11 protein-coding genes and 1 tRNA gene are annotated in these 13,914 nt (G+C 64.5%); 6 read left to right on the top strand and 6 right to left on the bottom strand.

The window, feature by feature from the left end; translation table 11 throughout:
* Positions 1-28: 28 nt before the first annotated feature.
* Positions 29-102, bottom strand: a tRNA-Gln gene (locus HJB89_RS25020).
* Positions 103-266: 164 nt separating this feature from the next.
* Here HJB89_RS25020 and HJB89_RS25015 point away from each other — a divergent pair.
* The 3 genes from HJB89_RS25015 to HJB89_RS25005 are packed head-to-tail and all read left to right on the top strand — an operon-like array spanning position 267 to position 3,369.
* On the top strand, positions 267-1,184 hold the full coding sequence (locus tag HJB89_RS25015) for an MBL fold metallo-hydrolase (RefSeq protein WP_221150708.1): 918 nt from the start codon (positions 267-269) through the stop codon (positions 1,182-1,184).
* Complete coding sequence (locus HJB89_RS25010) at positions 1,181-1,639, top strand: thiol-disulfide oxidoreductase DCC family protein (RefSeq protein ID WP_259672112.1); 459 nt, start codon at positions 1,181-1,183, stop codon at positions 1,637-1,639. Before HJB89_RS25015 ends, HJB89_RS25010 begins: the two co-directional genes overlap by 4 nt.
* On the top strand, positions 1,636-3,369 hold the full coding sequence (locus HJB89_RS25005) for an SDR family oxidoreductase (RefSeq protein WP_221150652.1): 1,734 nt from the start codon (positions 1,636-1,638) through the stop codon (positions 3,367-3,369). Before HJB89_RS25010 ends, HJB89_RS25005 begins: the two co-directional genes overlap by 4 nt.
* A gap of 275 nt (positions 3,370-3,644) precedes the next feature.
* Here the strand turns inward: HJB89_RS25005 and HJB89_RS25000 are convergent, their stop codons facing one another.
* Both HJB89_RS25000 and HJB89_RS24995 read right to left on the bottom strand, forming a co-directional pair.
* Positions 3,645-4,067, bottom strand: coding sequence for a hypothetical protein (locus tag HJB89_RS25000; RefSeq protein WP_207583272.1), 423 nt, complete (start codon positions 4,065-4,067; stop codon positions 3,645-3,647).
* 140 nt (positions 4,068-4,207) lie between these two features.
* On the bottom strand, positions 4,208-5,116 hold the full coding sequence (locus HJB89_RS24995; protein ID WP_207583271.1) for a DUF1499 domain-containing protein: 909 nt from the start codon (positions 5,114-5,116) through the stop codon (positions 4,208-4,210).
* A gap of 367 nt (positions 5,117-5,483) precedes the next feature.
* On the opposite strand from HJB89_RS24995, the gene HJB89_RS24990 reads away from it, so the two are divergent.
* Entirely contained in the window at positions 5,484-5,873 is a 390-nt protein-coding gene (locus HJB89_RS24990; protein WP_207583270.1) for a hypothetical protein, read from the top strand.
* Positions 5,874-5,902: 29 nt separating this feature from the next.
* Here the strand turns inward: HJB89_RS24990 and HJB89_RS24985 are convergent, their stop codons facing one another.
* Entirely contained in the window at positions 5,903-6,148 is a 246-nt protein-coding gene (locus HJB89_RS24985; protein WP_207583269.1) for a hypothetical protein, read from the bottom strand.
* Between the two features lie 104 nt (positions 6,149-6,252).
* Between HJB89_RS24985 and HJB89_RS24980 the strand changes: the two genes are divergently transcribed.
* Both HJB89_RS24980 and HJB89_RS24975 read left to right on the top strand, forming a co-directional pair.
* On the top strand, positions 6,253-6,450 hold the full coding sequence (locus tag HJB89_RS24980; protein ID WP_221150651.1) for a hypothetical protein: 198 nt from the start codon (positions 6,253-6,255) through the stop codon (positions 6,448-6,450).
* 366 nt (positions 6,451-6,816) lie between these two features.
* Positions 6,817-7,092 carry a hypothetical protein gene (locus tag HJB89_RS24975; protein WP_221116929.1) on the top strand — a complete coding sequence of 92 codons (276 nt, stop codon included), beginning with the start codon at positions 6,817-6,819 and terminating at the stop codon, positions 7,090-7,092.
* 53 nt (positions 7,093-7,145) lie between these two features.
* Here HJB89_RS24975 and ppdK read toward each other — a convergent pair whose 3' ends face one another.
* Both ppdK and HJB89_RS24965 read right to left on the bottom strand, forming a co-directional pair.
* Positions 7,146-9,830: a pyruvate, phosphate dikinase gene (gene ppdK, locus HJB89_RS24970; RefSeq protein WP_221150650.1), complete on the bottom strand. Its 2,685-nt coding sequence runs from the start codon at positions 9,828-9,830 to the stop codon at positions 7,146-7,148.
* A 605-nt stretch (positions 9,831-10,435) separates the two neighbouring features.
* Positions 10,436-13,897 (bottom strand): chromosome segregation SMC family protein, encoded by a 3,462-nt coding sequence (locus HJB89_RS24965; RefSeq protein WP_221150649.1) that lies wholly within the window; start codon positions 13,895-13,897, stop codon positions 10,436-10,438.
* Between the last annotated feature and the right edge of the window lie 17 nt (positions 13,898-13,914).

The raw sequence follows: 13,914 nt of genomic DNA, 5'->3' as shown, positions 1-13,914 counted from the left end.
ATGTGTCCAGAACGGACCAAAACAAAATTGGCTGGGGCGCCTGGATTCGAACCAGGGATGACGGTACCAAAAACCGTTGCCTTACCGCTTGGCGACGCCCCATCAGAGCTTTCGGCGGAAACCGCCGGCTCAAATCGACGCCTGATTAGCAAAGCTCTCCGTCCGTCACAATGACTAAGTTGCGCCTCAAGCAGATTTATGCGCGCGCGGGGCGGTGGGCCGTGCTAGGAATTGGCGGTGTCATCGGCCTCGAGATCATTGCCTTCATGGACAGTCCCGCATTCGACCTCGTCTTCGAGCCGGCCTATGGGCGGGCCGTGCCGGTGGCGCCGGGGGTCGAGCGGATCACGGCGAACAATGCCGGGCCTTTCACCTTTTACGGCACCAACAGCTATATCGTCGGCGGCTCCTCGGTCGCGGTCATCGATCCCGGGCCGGAGGACGAGGCGCATTTCCAGGCGCTGATGGCGGCGCTTTCCGGCCGCGAGGTGACGCATATCTTCGTCAGCCATACCCATCGCGACCACTCGCCGCTCGCCCGCCGGCTGCGGGCGGCAACCGGGGCGGTGACCGTCGGCCAGGGGCCGCACCGGCCGGCAAGGCCATTGCGCGCCGGCGAGATCAATCCGTTTTCCGAAAGCTCCGACATGGCCTTCGTGCCCGACATTTCGATCGGCAACGGCAAGACCATCAAGGGCGACGGCTGGGTGCTCTCAGGCGTGCCGACGCCGGGGCACACGGCCAATCATGCCGCCTTCGCGCTGGACGGCGGCGATCTGCTATTCACAGGCGATCATGTCATGGCTTGGTCGACCTCGATCGTCGCGCCGCCGGATGGCTCGATGGCCGATTACATGGCCTCGCTCGAGAAGCTGATCGCCCGCGATGACGGGCTGTTGCTGCCCGGCCATGGCGGGCCGGTGACGGATCCGGCCACATTCCTCCGGGCGCTGAAGGCGCATCGCCTCGGGCGCGAGCAGGCGATCCTGACGCGCATCCGGGCGGGCGACCGTGGCATCCCGGAGATGGTCAAGGCGATCTACAGCGATACCGATCCGAAGCTGCATGGGGCGGCAGCGCTTTCCGTGCTCGCCCATATCGAGGATCTCTTCGAGCGCGGCGAGATTGCCGCGGATGGGCTGCCTTCGCTTTCCGCCCTCTACCGGCCTGCAGCAGGGAGATGAGCCAGGCGATGCTAGCCGCTTACAGCTATCGCGACGATGCCGATGTGCCCGATTTTGCCGATGACCGGCCGCTGATCGTCTTTGATGGCGAATGCGTGTTCTGCTCCGGCTGGGTGAAGTTCGCGCTGAAACACGACAAGCAGCGGCGATACCGCTTCCTGGCCGCGCAGACGCCGCTCGGCGCCGCGCTCTACCGGCATTATGGGCTGGATGGGCGCGACTACGAGACCAATATCCTGATCGAGAACGGCCGCGCCTTCTTCAAATCCGACGGCTCGATCCGCATGGTCGCCGGCCTCGGTTTTCCCTATTCGCTGATCAGGCTTTTCCGGCTGCTGCCGCGGCGGGTGGCCGACACGCTTTATGAATTCATCGCCCGCAACCGGCTGAAGATCGCCGGCCGGCAGAGCTGCATGGTGCCGACGCCGGAGCAGCGCAGCCGCTTCATCGCATGAGCGGCGACAGGCTTTCGCTGCTGATCATCGGCGGCTACGGCACGTTTGGCGGCCGGCTGGCGCGGCTGCTTGGCGATGAACCGCGGCTCAGACTGCTGATCGCCGGGCGGTCGCTTGAAAAGGCAGACGATTTCGTTGCGGATCTCAGAGCCCCGAAAGATGGATCCGAGGGCTTGGGAAGCAGCAATCTGGGGGCGACGCTACAGGCCGTGCGCTTCGATCGTGATGGCAATCTGGCGGAACAGCTGACGCGGCTGAGGCCGGATCTCGTCATCGATGCCTCCGGGCCGTTTCAGAGCTTCGGGGACGACCCCTATAAGGTGGTGCGCGCCTGCATTGGCCTCGGCATCGATTATGCCGATATCGCCGACAGCACCGGCTTCGTCGCCGGTTTTGGCGGGCTCGATGCCGCGGCCAGGGCGAAGGGCATCTTCGCGCTGTCGGGGCTGAGCAGCCTGCCGGCGCTTTCCTTTGCGGCGCTCGATGTCATGGCGCCTCCGTTTGCGCGGATCGATCGGGTGGCTGCGGGCATTGCCCCGTCGGCGCATGTGAAGATCGGGCTCAATGTTGTGAGGGCGATATCGACCTATGCCGGCAAGCCGGTGGCGGTGCTGCGCGAGGGGCAGCCTTCGACCGGGCTTGGACTGATCGAGGCGATGCGGGTGACGGTGGCGCCGCCGGGCGCGGTGCCGCTGCGCAGCCGGACATTCCTGCTGGTCGATGCGCCGGATCTGGCGCTGCTGCCGGCGCGCCTTCCCACTCTGCAATCCAGCTTCACCGGGGTCGGAACGGAGCCGCAGCCGCTGCAGCGCCTGCTCAGCCTCGCCGCCCGGCTGGTGCACCTGAAGCTGCTTCCATCGCTGCTACCGTTTTCGCCGCTGCTGCAGCGCGCCAGCCATGGTTTCGCGATCGGCGAACATCGCGGCGGCATGTTCATGCGGGTCAGTGGCATCGATGCCGCGGGCAAGAGCCTCACATGCGGCTGGCATCTGATTGCCGAGGGTGATGACGGGCCGTTCATTCCCATCGCCGGCGTCGCGGCGCTGGTCCGCCGGCTGCTCCAGGGCATCCGGCCGGAAAACGGCGCGCGGCCGGCGACGGGCGAATTGCAGCTTGCCGGATTCGAAGCGGAGTTTCGGCGGTTTTCGATCACGACGGGGATCCGGGTGGAAAGCGAGGGCGCCTGCCTGCCGCTCTACCACAGGGTTCTCGGCAGCGCCTTCGAACGGCTGCCGCCGGCGATTGCCGCCATGCATTCGGTCGGGCATGCCGGCGGGACGCGCGTCGCCTCCGGCCGGGCGCGGATCGAACGCGGCGGCGGATGGCTTGCGGGGATCGTCGCGCGGCTGATCGGCTTCCCTCCGGCGGGTGAGGATGTGCCGGTGACGGTGCGCTTCGTGGCCGATGGCGACAAGGAGATCTGGACACGGGATTTCGGCGGCAAGAGTTTCCACAGCCTGCAGCTCGAAGGAAACGGCCGCGACCGGCATCTGCTTACCGAAGTCTTCGGGCCGTTCCGGGTGCTGGTGGCGCTGGTGCAGGAGGGGAACAGGTTACGGCTGGTGGTGAGGGGTTGGCGGTTTTTTGGGGTTCCGCTGCCGCTGTTCCTGGCGCCGGGTGGCGAGACCTATGAGGAGGAGCGTGAGGGGCGATTCCACTTTCATGTGGAGATCGGCGGGCGGCTGACCGGGCTGGTGGTGCGGTATACGGGGTGGTTGGTGGTGGCGTGAGGTCGTTTTTCCTCACCTGAGCCGGCCTGCCGTGTGAGCCCCCCTCTGCCCTGCCGGGCATCTCCCCCACAGGTGGGGAGATTGGCTGGGCTCGCTGGCTTCCCCAAACAACCGGTGTCACAGCCCGGCGAAACGGCGGAGGGACGGGAAGTTTTCGCCACTTGCCAATCTCCCCACCTGTGGGGGAGATGCCCGGCAGGGCAGAGGGGGGCTGACGGGTGGTGGCGTAATAGAGGGTGGCTGCGTCTGGAGACGTAAGAGGCCCCATCCACCGGTCAACTAACATAGAGCTTGTTCAATGGATGGGGCTCGGTCGTGTATTCCATCGAGAGAATTGAGATTGTCAAACTGCTCAATAACTGAACATCGACCTCACATTTCTCAGGAACATATATGTAAAGATCATCCGGCCTTTTCTCTGCAGCTACACTCACCCCTCCCCGCTTTCGAACGGCAAATGTATGGATGACTGAATTTTTAACATCGGGCTGAATCTGCAGTGCACATTTCACAACCCGATCAAACTCAAGAAAGTCATCCGGAACATGAAGAGAGAAGAGCTTCCCTATGGGAAACTCCATAAAGCGGCAGCCGCTGACAAATTTGAGATAAATCTCGCCTGAGAGCGTTTTCACAAAACCTGAAGTATCAAGAGTGTCCTGGTCAGGCACACTCAGAAAATCGGCCTTGCTTCCCATCACAGCTCTCCTCCTTTGGTGCGGCATAAGGTTGTCGAGCCTGCCGCACCCTATCCCGGCCCTTCGCTTTGGGCTCAGGGCGTTCGCCGCTGCAATCGATTCGCTGGATCGATTGCTGCCGCCTCTGGCGGCACCGCGGCTCACCCACCCGCAATCCCCAGCAATTCGGAATCCAGCGCCTTCAGATAATCGCCGGCGATGTCGGCGCTGAAGCCGAGGTCGTGTTGGCCGTAGCGGGAGGCGACGCGGATGTCGACGAAGGTTGTTTCGGCCTCTTCGCGCAGGCGAATGAGGATATCGAAGCGCAGGCCGAGGATCAGTGTGCGATTGGTTGCCTGCAGCGTCACGCCGTTGGCGCCGCGGATCAGCTTGGCGACATCGTCGTCATAGGGGCGCGGCGTCGGCACGGGCACGATATCGGGCGCATCGGCGACGGCAGCATCATCGCTCGGCTCAGGCTTGGCCGGCCGGTCCTCGGGGTCGCGGTCGGGCTCGGTATCGCCGGTGGTCCGGATGATGGTGAAGCCGCGCAGCTTGGCGACCTTGCGCACCGCCTCCAGCACGCGGTCGAGTGCGCCCTCATAACGCCGGCCGGTCAGCTCGGGATAGGCGGTCATCTGCTTTTCACGATCCTCCGGCATCACCGGATTGCGCTTCAGCCAGATCTGGTCGGCTTTCGGCGGCGACAGCCAATCCGGCACCGAGACCGGATCGGTGGAGACGTCGTAGATATCCGGCAAGGTCAGATAATGCTCGGTGGCAAAGGCGCCGAGCGCTAAGGGAAAGGCGGCGTAGATCAGCGCGGCGAGTGCGGCCAGCCCGCCTTCGGCGCCCGTCATCCAGAGGCTGCGCAGCCCGACGACGGCCAGAAGGGCGGCCAGCAGCGCGCCGCCGGCGGCGGCGATCAACAGCAGCACCAGATAGGGGGTGGCGAGGCCGCCGAAACGATGGGCGACCAGCACCGCCAGCGCCAGCACCAGGGAAAACGCCCCGAGCAGCCGCGAAAAGCGGGCGGCGTTGGAAACGGGACGGTCGAAACGGATGGCCATCAAACTTACCGGTTGCTCGTCAGCGCCGCGCCTTCAACCACGCAAATCGCCATATCCCTGTTTAGAGCATGATGCCGAAAAGTGTGAAGCGGTTTTCGGACGACATCATGCTCTATTTCTTTGATTTAGATCCGGATTCAGATTTTAGGCCAGCCCGGCCTAAAATCATCCGGATCTGGGCAAGATTCGGCTGAATTGAAACTGTTGTCTCGGAATATCAGATGGAATTCGCGAGCGAAGACCATGACGAGACCATGATGAAGACCGGGGCGAAGACGGGGCGATTCCATAAGCTCTTGCTGATATGGTAAAAAAGAGCCATTCTGCCGCGGTTTCATCTCCGATTTTAAAGGCAAGGAGCGACGGGATGATTTCAACCGAGATAGCCGCAAGGCCGCAGGCGTCTGCGCTTGGCGGGATCGACCACAGCGAGCCGATGCTGCCGATGGAGCTCGTCGAGCTCGAACTTTCGCTCGAAGGGTATGCCGGCGGCGATGCCGGCTTCTGCGAGGCGGTGCGCCAGGCAGCGCAACGGTCGGGTGGCGAGCTGCTGTTCGACCTGCCGGCCGGGGGTCTTATCGAGGATTGCCGCCGCATCGCGGTGCTGCGCATTCCCGATGACGGCAGTGAGATGCGCGTCGTGCTGGCGCTGCTCGATTATGCCGGCACCGAAATCCGCATGCAGGCGCCCGATGAGCAAACTGCGCATCTGGTGCGTTTCGCCGAAGCCTTTATCGAAGTGCTGGAGCGGATTTAGAGCTTCGGAGCGTGATGCCGAGAGATGGGCTAGCGCCGCTCGGCCGCCGCTTCCGCAACGCTGCGGAAGGGAAACTTGCGGCCGCATTCGCATTTGATGACGAAATTTTCCTGGTGGTTGGATGGACGCTGCACGCCAAAGCCGCGCGGCAGCCGATCGACCTTGAAATCCGGGTGTTTGCGCTTCGGATCGTCAACTTCCGAGGCTTCGGCAAAGCCCTCATTGCCGCATTGCGGGCAGTTCAGTTTTTTCGAAAATCGATCGCGGATGGCCATGCTCGTTCCAGTGTTTGCAAGCCCCTCATACAGAGGAATCTCCGATGGCGAAAGTGGAACCATATGCGGGGGATGCCGTTCCTTTTTTTGAAAAGGAGGCGATCATGCCCAATAGAGACCCGATGCCGATCCCCAGTCCCGACACCCCACGCGGCCCGACGCCGACGCCGGGCATTCCCGACCCCACCCAGCAAAAACCGCCGCTGACGCCGGTGCAGGACCCGTCGGACACGAAGAACCCGCAGGACCCACCGCTCGATCCGGCCCTGCTGCCGATTGGGGATCCGGCTGGGGCGGCGTGAGCGTCATCTTCACGCCCGCTCGCTCCTGTGCGGAGTGTCCCCTACCGAAGGATTTGGGCGCACTGTGACAGGCACTGGAACCTAGTAAACGCTGGGCCAATTGAGCACCCGGTGTAGTGTGTCCCTGTTCTCTGGCGACGAGTTTGACGGAAACGCCAACCACACTCTCCGTCATCCCAGGCCTTGAGCCTGGGATCCATACGGCTGCTGCTGATGGATGCGGCGTGGATGCTCGGCTCAAGGCCGAGCATGACGGAGGGTGGGATAGGCGGGAGAAACCGTTCACATCCACTACACGCCTCACCGCCGCAGCTTGACGCCCGCACCCGAATGGCATTTCCTCAGGGAAAAGCAAGGAATACCCCGATGCGCCTTCCGCTCCTCATCACCGTTGCCACCGTCGCCGCCGCGCTTTCCGCCTGCCAGACGATGACGCCAGAGGAGCGGCGGGCGGCGGATGAAGGGCGGTGCCTGAGCTATGGCTTCCGGCGCGGCACGGATGGTTTTGCCAACTGCCTGCAGCGCATCGATCTCGACCGGCGGGCCGAATCGCGGGCGCAAAGTGCCGAGATGATGCAGAGCATGGCCTGGGATCTCAACGGTCCCTATGTCTACCACGATCACTGGCACCATCATCATTAAGCCGGGCGCCCGCAAGGGCTGCCCAGGGCGCCCACAGGGCAGCCCATCTCTGACTATTTCCCCCCGAGGTCTTTCAGACCTCCTGAGATGACCGCCTGCGCCGCCGCCAGTCTGGCGATCGGCACGCGGAACGGCGAGCAGGAGACATAGTCGAGCCCGATCGTCTCGCAGAAGCGGATCGAGGCCGGGTCGCCGCCATGTTCGCCGCAGATGCCGAGTTTCATGTCGTTGCGGGTGCGCCGGCCGCGTTCGGCGGCGATGCTGATCAATTCGCCGACACCGTCGAAATCGAGCGAGATGAAGGGATCGTGCTCGATGATGCCCTTGCGCTGATAGGTGGGGATGAAGGCCGAGGCGTCGTCGCGGGAGATGCCGAAGGTGGTCTGCGTCAGGTCGTTGGTGCCGAAGGAGAAGAATTCGGCGGCTTCGGCAATCACATGGGCGCGAAGCGCGGCCCGCGGCAGCTCGATCATCGTGCCGACGAGATAATCGATCTTCATGCCGGCCTCGTTCATGACCTTGCCGGCGACCTCATCGATGCGCGCCTTGACGTAATCGAGCTCGGAGCGCAGGCCGACCAGCGGCACCATGATCTCCGGCACGACGGCCGCCCCGGTCTCCTTAGCTGCGGCAACCGCCGCCTCGAAGATGGCGCGGGCCTGCATCTCGACGATTTCGGGATAGGAGATCGCCAGCCGGCAACCGCGATGGCCGAGCATCGGATTGAACTCGTGCAGCGCATCGACGCGCTGGCGAAGCGCTGCCGCCTCCATGCCCATGGCGAAGGCGACTTCGGCCACCTCGTCGTCGGTCTTCGGCAGGAATTCGTGCAACGGCGGGTCGAGCAGGCGGATCGTCACCGGCAGGCCGTGCATGACGGTGAACAGGCCGGTGAAATCCAGCCGCTGCATCGGCAGCAGCTTGTCGAGCGCCAGCCGCCTGCCCTTCTCGTCGACGGCGAGGATCATCTCGCGCATGGCATGGATGCGCTCGCCCTCGAAGAACATGTGCTCGGTGCGGCAAAGGCCGATGCCTTCGGCGCCGAAGGAACGGGCGGCGCGCGCATCGGCCGGCGTATCGGCATTGGTGCGCACCGTCATGCGGCGGGCGCGGTCGGCCCAGCCCATGATGCGGCCGAAATCGCCCGACAGTTCCGGCTGGATCATCGGCACCTCGCCCTTCAGCACCTGGCCGGCCGAGCCGTCGATGGTGATGATATCGCCCTTCTTCAGGGTGACGCCGATGCCGAGCAGCCGCTCGTTGCGCATGTCGATGCGCATGGTGCCGGCGCCGACGACGCAGGGGATGCCCATGCCGCGGGCAACGACCGCCGCATGGCTGGTCATGCCGCCGCGGGTGGTCAGGATGCCTTCGGCGGCATGCATGCCGTGAATATCCTCCGGGCTGGTCTCGACCCGCAGCAGAATGACCTTGCGGCCTTCGGCCTCGGCCTCGACGGCCTCCTCGGCGGTGAAGACGATGGCGCCGGTGGCAGCGCCCGGCGAAGCCGGAAGCCCGGTGCCGATCACCTGGCGGGTGACACGCGGATCGATCGTCGGATGCAGCAGCTGGTCGAGGCTTGATGGTTCGATGCGCAGCACCGCCTGCTCCTCGGTAATCACCTTCTCGTCGACCATATCGACGGCGATCTTCATTGCCGCCCGGGTCGAGCGCTTGCCGGAGCGGGTCTGCAGCATCCACAGCTTGCCGCGCTCGATGGTGAATTCGATATCCTGCATGTCGCGGTAATGGATCTCGAGTTCGGTGCAGATTCCGCAAAGCTCGCGAAACGCCTCCGGCATCAGCTTTTCCATCGACGGTTTTTCCGAGCCGGAGGAAATCCGGCCCTCCTCGGTGATGCTTTGCGGCGTGCGGATGCCTGCAACGACATCCTCCCCTTGCGCATTGACGAGGAATTCGCCGTACAGCGCCTTCTCGCCGGTCGACGGGTTGCGGGTGAAGGCAACACCGGTGGCGGACGCATTGCCGAGATTGCCGAAGACCATCGCCTGGATGTTGACCGCCGTGCCCCAGGCTCCCGGAATATTGTGAAGCTGGCGGTAGGTGACGGCGCGTGCATTCATCCAGCTGGAAAAGACCGCGCCGACGGCGCCCCAGAGCTGCACCTCAGGATCCTGCGGGAATTCCTGCTCCAGCTCCTCCTCGATCAGCCGCTTGTAGAGAGAAACGATATGCTGCCACTCGGAGGCGCTGAGTTCGGTATCGAATTCGTGACCGAGCTTGGCCTTCTCGTCTTCGAGGATTTCCTCGAAGGCGTCGTTGCCGAGACCCATGACGACATCGGCATACATCTGAATGAAGCGGCGGTAGCTGTCCCAGGCAAACCGCGCGTCGCCGGCATCATGGCCGAGCGCCTGCACGGTCTCGTCGTTGAGGCCGAGATTGAGCACGGTGTCCATCATTCCCGGCATCGAAACACGGGCGCCGGAGCGCACCGAAAGCAGCAGCGGCTGGCTGCCGGCGCCAAAGCGGCGGCCGGTGATTGCCTCGATGCCAGCAATGCCGGCGCGCACCTCGACCTTCACAGCGTTCTCGATATGGCGGCCGTTCTTGTAATAGGTGTTGCAGGCATCGCCGACGATCGTCAGCCCCGGCGGAACGGGAAGCCCCAGGGCGCACATTTCCGCGAGATTGGCGCCCTTGCCGCCGAGAATCTCGTGATCGCGCGCCCGGCCCTCAGCCTGCCCGTCGCCGAACGTATAGACCCACTTGGTCATCTTCCCCCCAACACCAAACCGGGATTAGCTTAATCCGTTGGTGTTGAGATGAAAATCGACAAATGCGGCAAAATGTTGCGTTGCACAATAAATCTTCGGCACGGCCGCGGTCGAAACGATTGAAAGCCGGTGGGAACAAGAAAAAGGTACAAAAAAAGCTTTGCGGGACTGCAACAATGTCCCGCAAAGCCTTGTTTCCGTCCGGCCAGGAAAACCGGACGGGGGGTCCCACAACCCAGGAACGGTTCAGCTTTTTGAAAAAGGAACCGCTCTGACCATCATCTTACGCAACTCCGGGGAAAACAGATCTGTCCTTCCCTGGAATTACTCTAACGGCTTCCGGTTCTTGCCCTCGCCCGGAAAACCGCACGCAAATTCGACAATGCGCAACGCTTGATTGCCAGCTTTTCAGCTGGGTAATTAGGTTGCGTCGAAACAACTTCTAATGCAAGTCAGCGAAAAGAGCATCACCCAAATGGGGTACAGGCGGCAAGAGAGCCGACCTTTTTTGGTGTTTATTCCCAGTTTTCTGATTTCACGCAATTTCTGGGCGCAAAACCGCGTCACGGCTTTGCTGAAATTGCGCTGATCCAGGCTGGAATTGCTCAGGCGATCTCGCGCAGGCGCTCGGCGGTCTGCAGGTCGACGGAGACGAGGGTGGAGACGCCCTGCTCGGCCATGGTGACGCCGAAGAGGCGGTTCATGCGGGCCATGGTGATCGGATTGTGGGTGATGATGACGAAGCGGGTTTCGGTCGACGCCGCCATTTCATCCATCAGGTTGCAGTAGCGCTCGACATTGTGGTCGTCGAGCGGCGCGTCGACTTCGTCGAGCACGCAGATCGGCGCCGGATTGGTGAGGAAGACGGCAAAGATCAGCGCCATCGCCGTCAGCGCCTGTTCGCCGCCTGAGAGCAGCGTCATGGTCTGCGGCTTCTTGCCCGGCGGCCGGGCCAGGATTTCGAGGCCGGCTTCCAGCGGGTCGTCGGATTCGATCAGCTGCAGCTCGGCGGTGCCGCCGCCGAAAAGATGGGTGAACAGCCGCTTGAACTGGGCATTGACGATGTCGAAGGCGGCGATCAGCCGTTCGCGGCCCTCGCGGTTGAGGCTCTGGATGGCGCCGCGCAGCTTGCGGATCGCGTCGATGACGTCGTCGCGTTCCCTGATCAGCGCTTCGAGCTTGTCACTCAGCTCCTTCTGTTCCTCGTCGGCGCGCAGGTTGACGGCGCCGAGCCGCTCGCGCTCGATCCTGAGGCGCTCCAGCTCGCGCTCGACCTCGCGCGGGTCGGGAAGCGCCTGCATGGCCGGACGCCCGGTCAGCTGCAGCGCTTCGTGCGGGGCGACATTCAGGACCTCGCGGATGCGGCTTTCGCCTTCCTGGCGCTTCTCGCGGGCGGAAACCAGGCGCTCCTCGGCGCGGCCGCGGCGTTCACGGCATTCGGCAAGTTCCGACAGTGCGGTGGTCGCCTTGTGGTCGGCCTCGCGCTGGATGCGTTCGGCCTCGGCCAGAAGATCGCCGGCGTTGCGGCGCGCCTCCTCGGCCTTCTGCAATTCGCTCATCAAAGCGCGGCGCTTGTCGTCGAATTCGTCCGGCGCCAATTCGAGCTCGGCTGCCTCTTCGCGCGCCTCTTCCTCGCGTTCGCGCAGCGTGGCGACGTGCTCTTCAGCACTTGCCGCCCGCTGGCGCCAGGTCTCGCGCTCCTGGCCGATCGCCAGGATGCGGCGCTGCCGGGCTTCATTTTCCCGGGCAAGGCTTTCGTGGCGAGCGCGGCTTTCGGCCAGCGCGCCGCGATCGGTCGCCACCTCCGCCTGCTGGTAGCGCAGCCGCTCGTCGATCGCGGTGAGATCGGGCGCGTCCTCCAGCTCGATGCGGGCATTCTCTTCCTGGATGGCGACCTCCTCCAGCTGCGCGCCCAGCTGGCTGACCGCCTCGCTGACGACATCGCGGCGGCGGATCAGATCGCCAGAGGCCCGCTCGGCGGCTCCAAGCGCATCGCGCGCCTCGGCGAGATGACGGGAGGACAGCCGGCTCATGTCGCGGGCCTCGGCAAGCCGTCGTTCTTCGCCGCGGATCGCATCAGCGGCGGCGGCCTGCCGCTCCTCGGCTTCGGCAAGCACGTCGCGGGCAAGGGCCGCCTCGCCTTCGAGTTCGGCCAGGCGGTTCTTCTGGGCAAGCCGCAGGGCTGCAGCGCTCGGGGCGTCGGCACCTGTCACGTGGCCGTCCCAGCGGTAGACGGCGCCGTCTTTCGTCACCAGCCGCTGGCCTGGCTGCAGCGCCGCCATCAGGCGCTCGGCATCCCCCGCCCCGACCAGGCCGATCTGGCGCAGGCGGCGGGTGAGTGCGGCGGGCGCGCTGATATGGGCAAGCAGCGGCGTGACGCCGGTTGGCAGTGCCGGGTCGCCGGCGCCATCACCATTGTCAGACCAATGAGCCGGGGCCTCGGCAGCGAGCGGCGATTCCAGATCGTCGCCGAGGGCAGCACCCAGTGCTGTTTCGAAGCCGCGATCGACCTTCAGCTCATCGGCAACCGGCGGAAATTTGCCGGCAGCGGCACCAGCGGCAAGCATGCGGGAAATGGTGCGGGCTTCGGTTTCCAGCGCATTGAGGCTCGAGCGGGCCTGTTCGACCGGTGCGCGCGCCAGCGCCTCGGTCTGGCGGGCGGCGGCAAGCGCCTGCTCGACGAGCTGGACGGCGGCTTCGGCGTCGGCGAGCGCGATTTCACCGGCCTCGACGATGGCGCGTTTTTCATCCGGGTCAGGCAGGCCGGCGATCTTGTCGCCGATGGTTGCGAGTTCGTGGTTGGCCTCATTCATCTGGCGTTCGAGGCGCATCCTGCGGTCAGCGAGATCGCGGATGGCGCGCTCCAGCTGGTTGCGGCCGGCAGCGGCCTCGGCGCGCTCGGCGGTCAGCTGGGTGAAGATGCGTTCGCTGTCGGCAAGTTTTGCCGCCGCTCCCTCGAAGGCCTCGCGGGTTTCCTCGGCATAACGGCCGGAATCGGCCAGCACTTCGGAAATCTCGGCCTCTTCGGCATCGAGCCTTGCCAGGATACCGGCATTGTCGGCGACCAGCCGCTCCTCGCGGCGGATATCCTCGCCAAGCTGGGCGAGACGGCGTGTCAGCTCGTCGCGGCGGCGCAGAATGCGGCCGACATCCTCCTCCAGCTGGCTTCGGGCGATCTGCAACCGCTGCAGAGCGGCGGCGGCGCGCGCCTCACCCTCGCGCAGTTCCGGTAGCTTCAAGCTGGCGATGGCCTGGTTCTTCGCCGCCTCCATCTGGGCTTGCGCCTTTTCGGCGACGACGACCGTCGCCTGGTTCAGCGCGCTGTCCGCCTCGGCCTCAGCTTCCTTGGCCTGCACCCAGCGAATATGCAAGAGCATCGCCTCGCGGGCGCGGATATCGGCGGACAGCGTCTTGAAGCGGTTTGCCTGGCGGGCCTGCCGCTTCAGGCTCTCGATCTGGCTTTCGAGCTGCGAGGTGACGTCGTCGAGACGCTCGAGATTGCCCTCGGCGGCCCGCAGCCGCAATTCGGCCTCGTGGCGGCGGGAATGCAGGCCCGAGATGCCGGCCGCCTCTTCCAGCAGCTGGCGGCGGGCCTGCGGCTTTGCCTGGATCAGCTCGCCGATCCGCCCCTGCCCGACCATCGAGGGCGAACGGGCGCCGGTGGAGGCGTCGGCAAACAGCAGTTGCACGTCCTTGGCGCGGCTTTCCTTGCCGTTGATGCGGTAGAGCGAACCCTGTTCACGCTCGATGCGGCGGGTGACCTGGATCTCGTCGCTGTCGTTGAAGGCGGCAGGCGCGGTGCGCGTTGCATTGTCGAGATAGAGCGCCACTTCGGCGGTGTTGCGGGCCGGGCGGTTTCCCGAGCCCGAAAAGATCACGTCGTCCATGCCGGAGGCGCGCATGTTCTTGTAGGAATTCTCGCCCATCACCCAGCGCAGCGCCTCGACGAGGTTGGACTTGCCGCAGCCGTTCGGGCCGACGACGCCGGTCAGCCCCCGCTCGATGATGAATTCCGTCGGCTCGACGAAGGATTTGAAGCCGACCAGGCGCAGCTTGTTGAACTTCATGCAGAAGCTCCGCGGCG

The sequence above is a fragment of the Rhizobium sp. NZLR8 genome (assembly GCF_019685025.1).
In the GTDB taxonomy this organism is placed as follows: Bacteria; Pseudomonadota; Alphaproteobacteria; order Rhizobiales; family Rhizobiaceae; genus Rhizobium.
The sequence above is the reverse complement of the archived record's forward strand: the minus strand, read 5'-3'. Positions and strand labels throughout refer to the sequence as shown.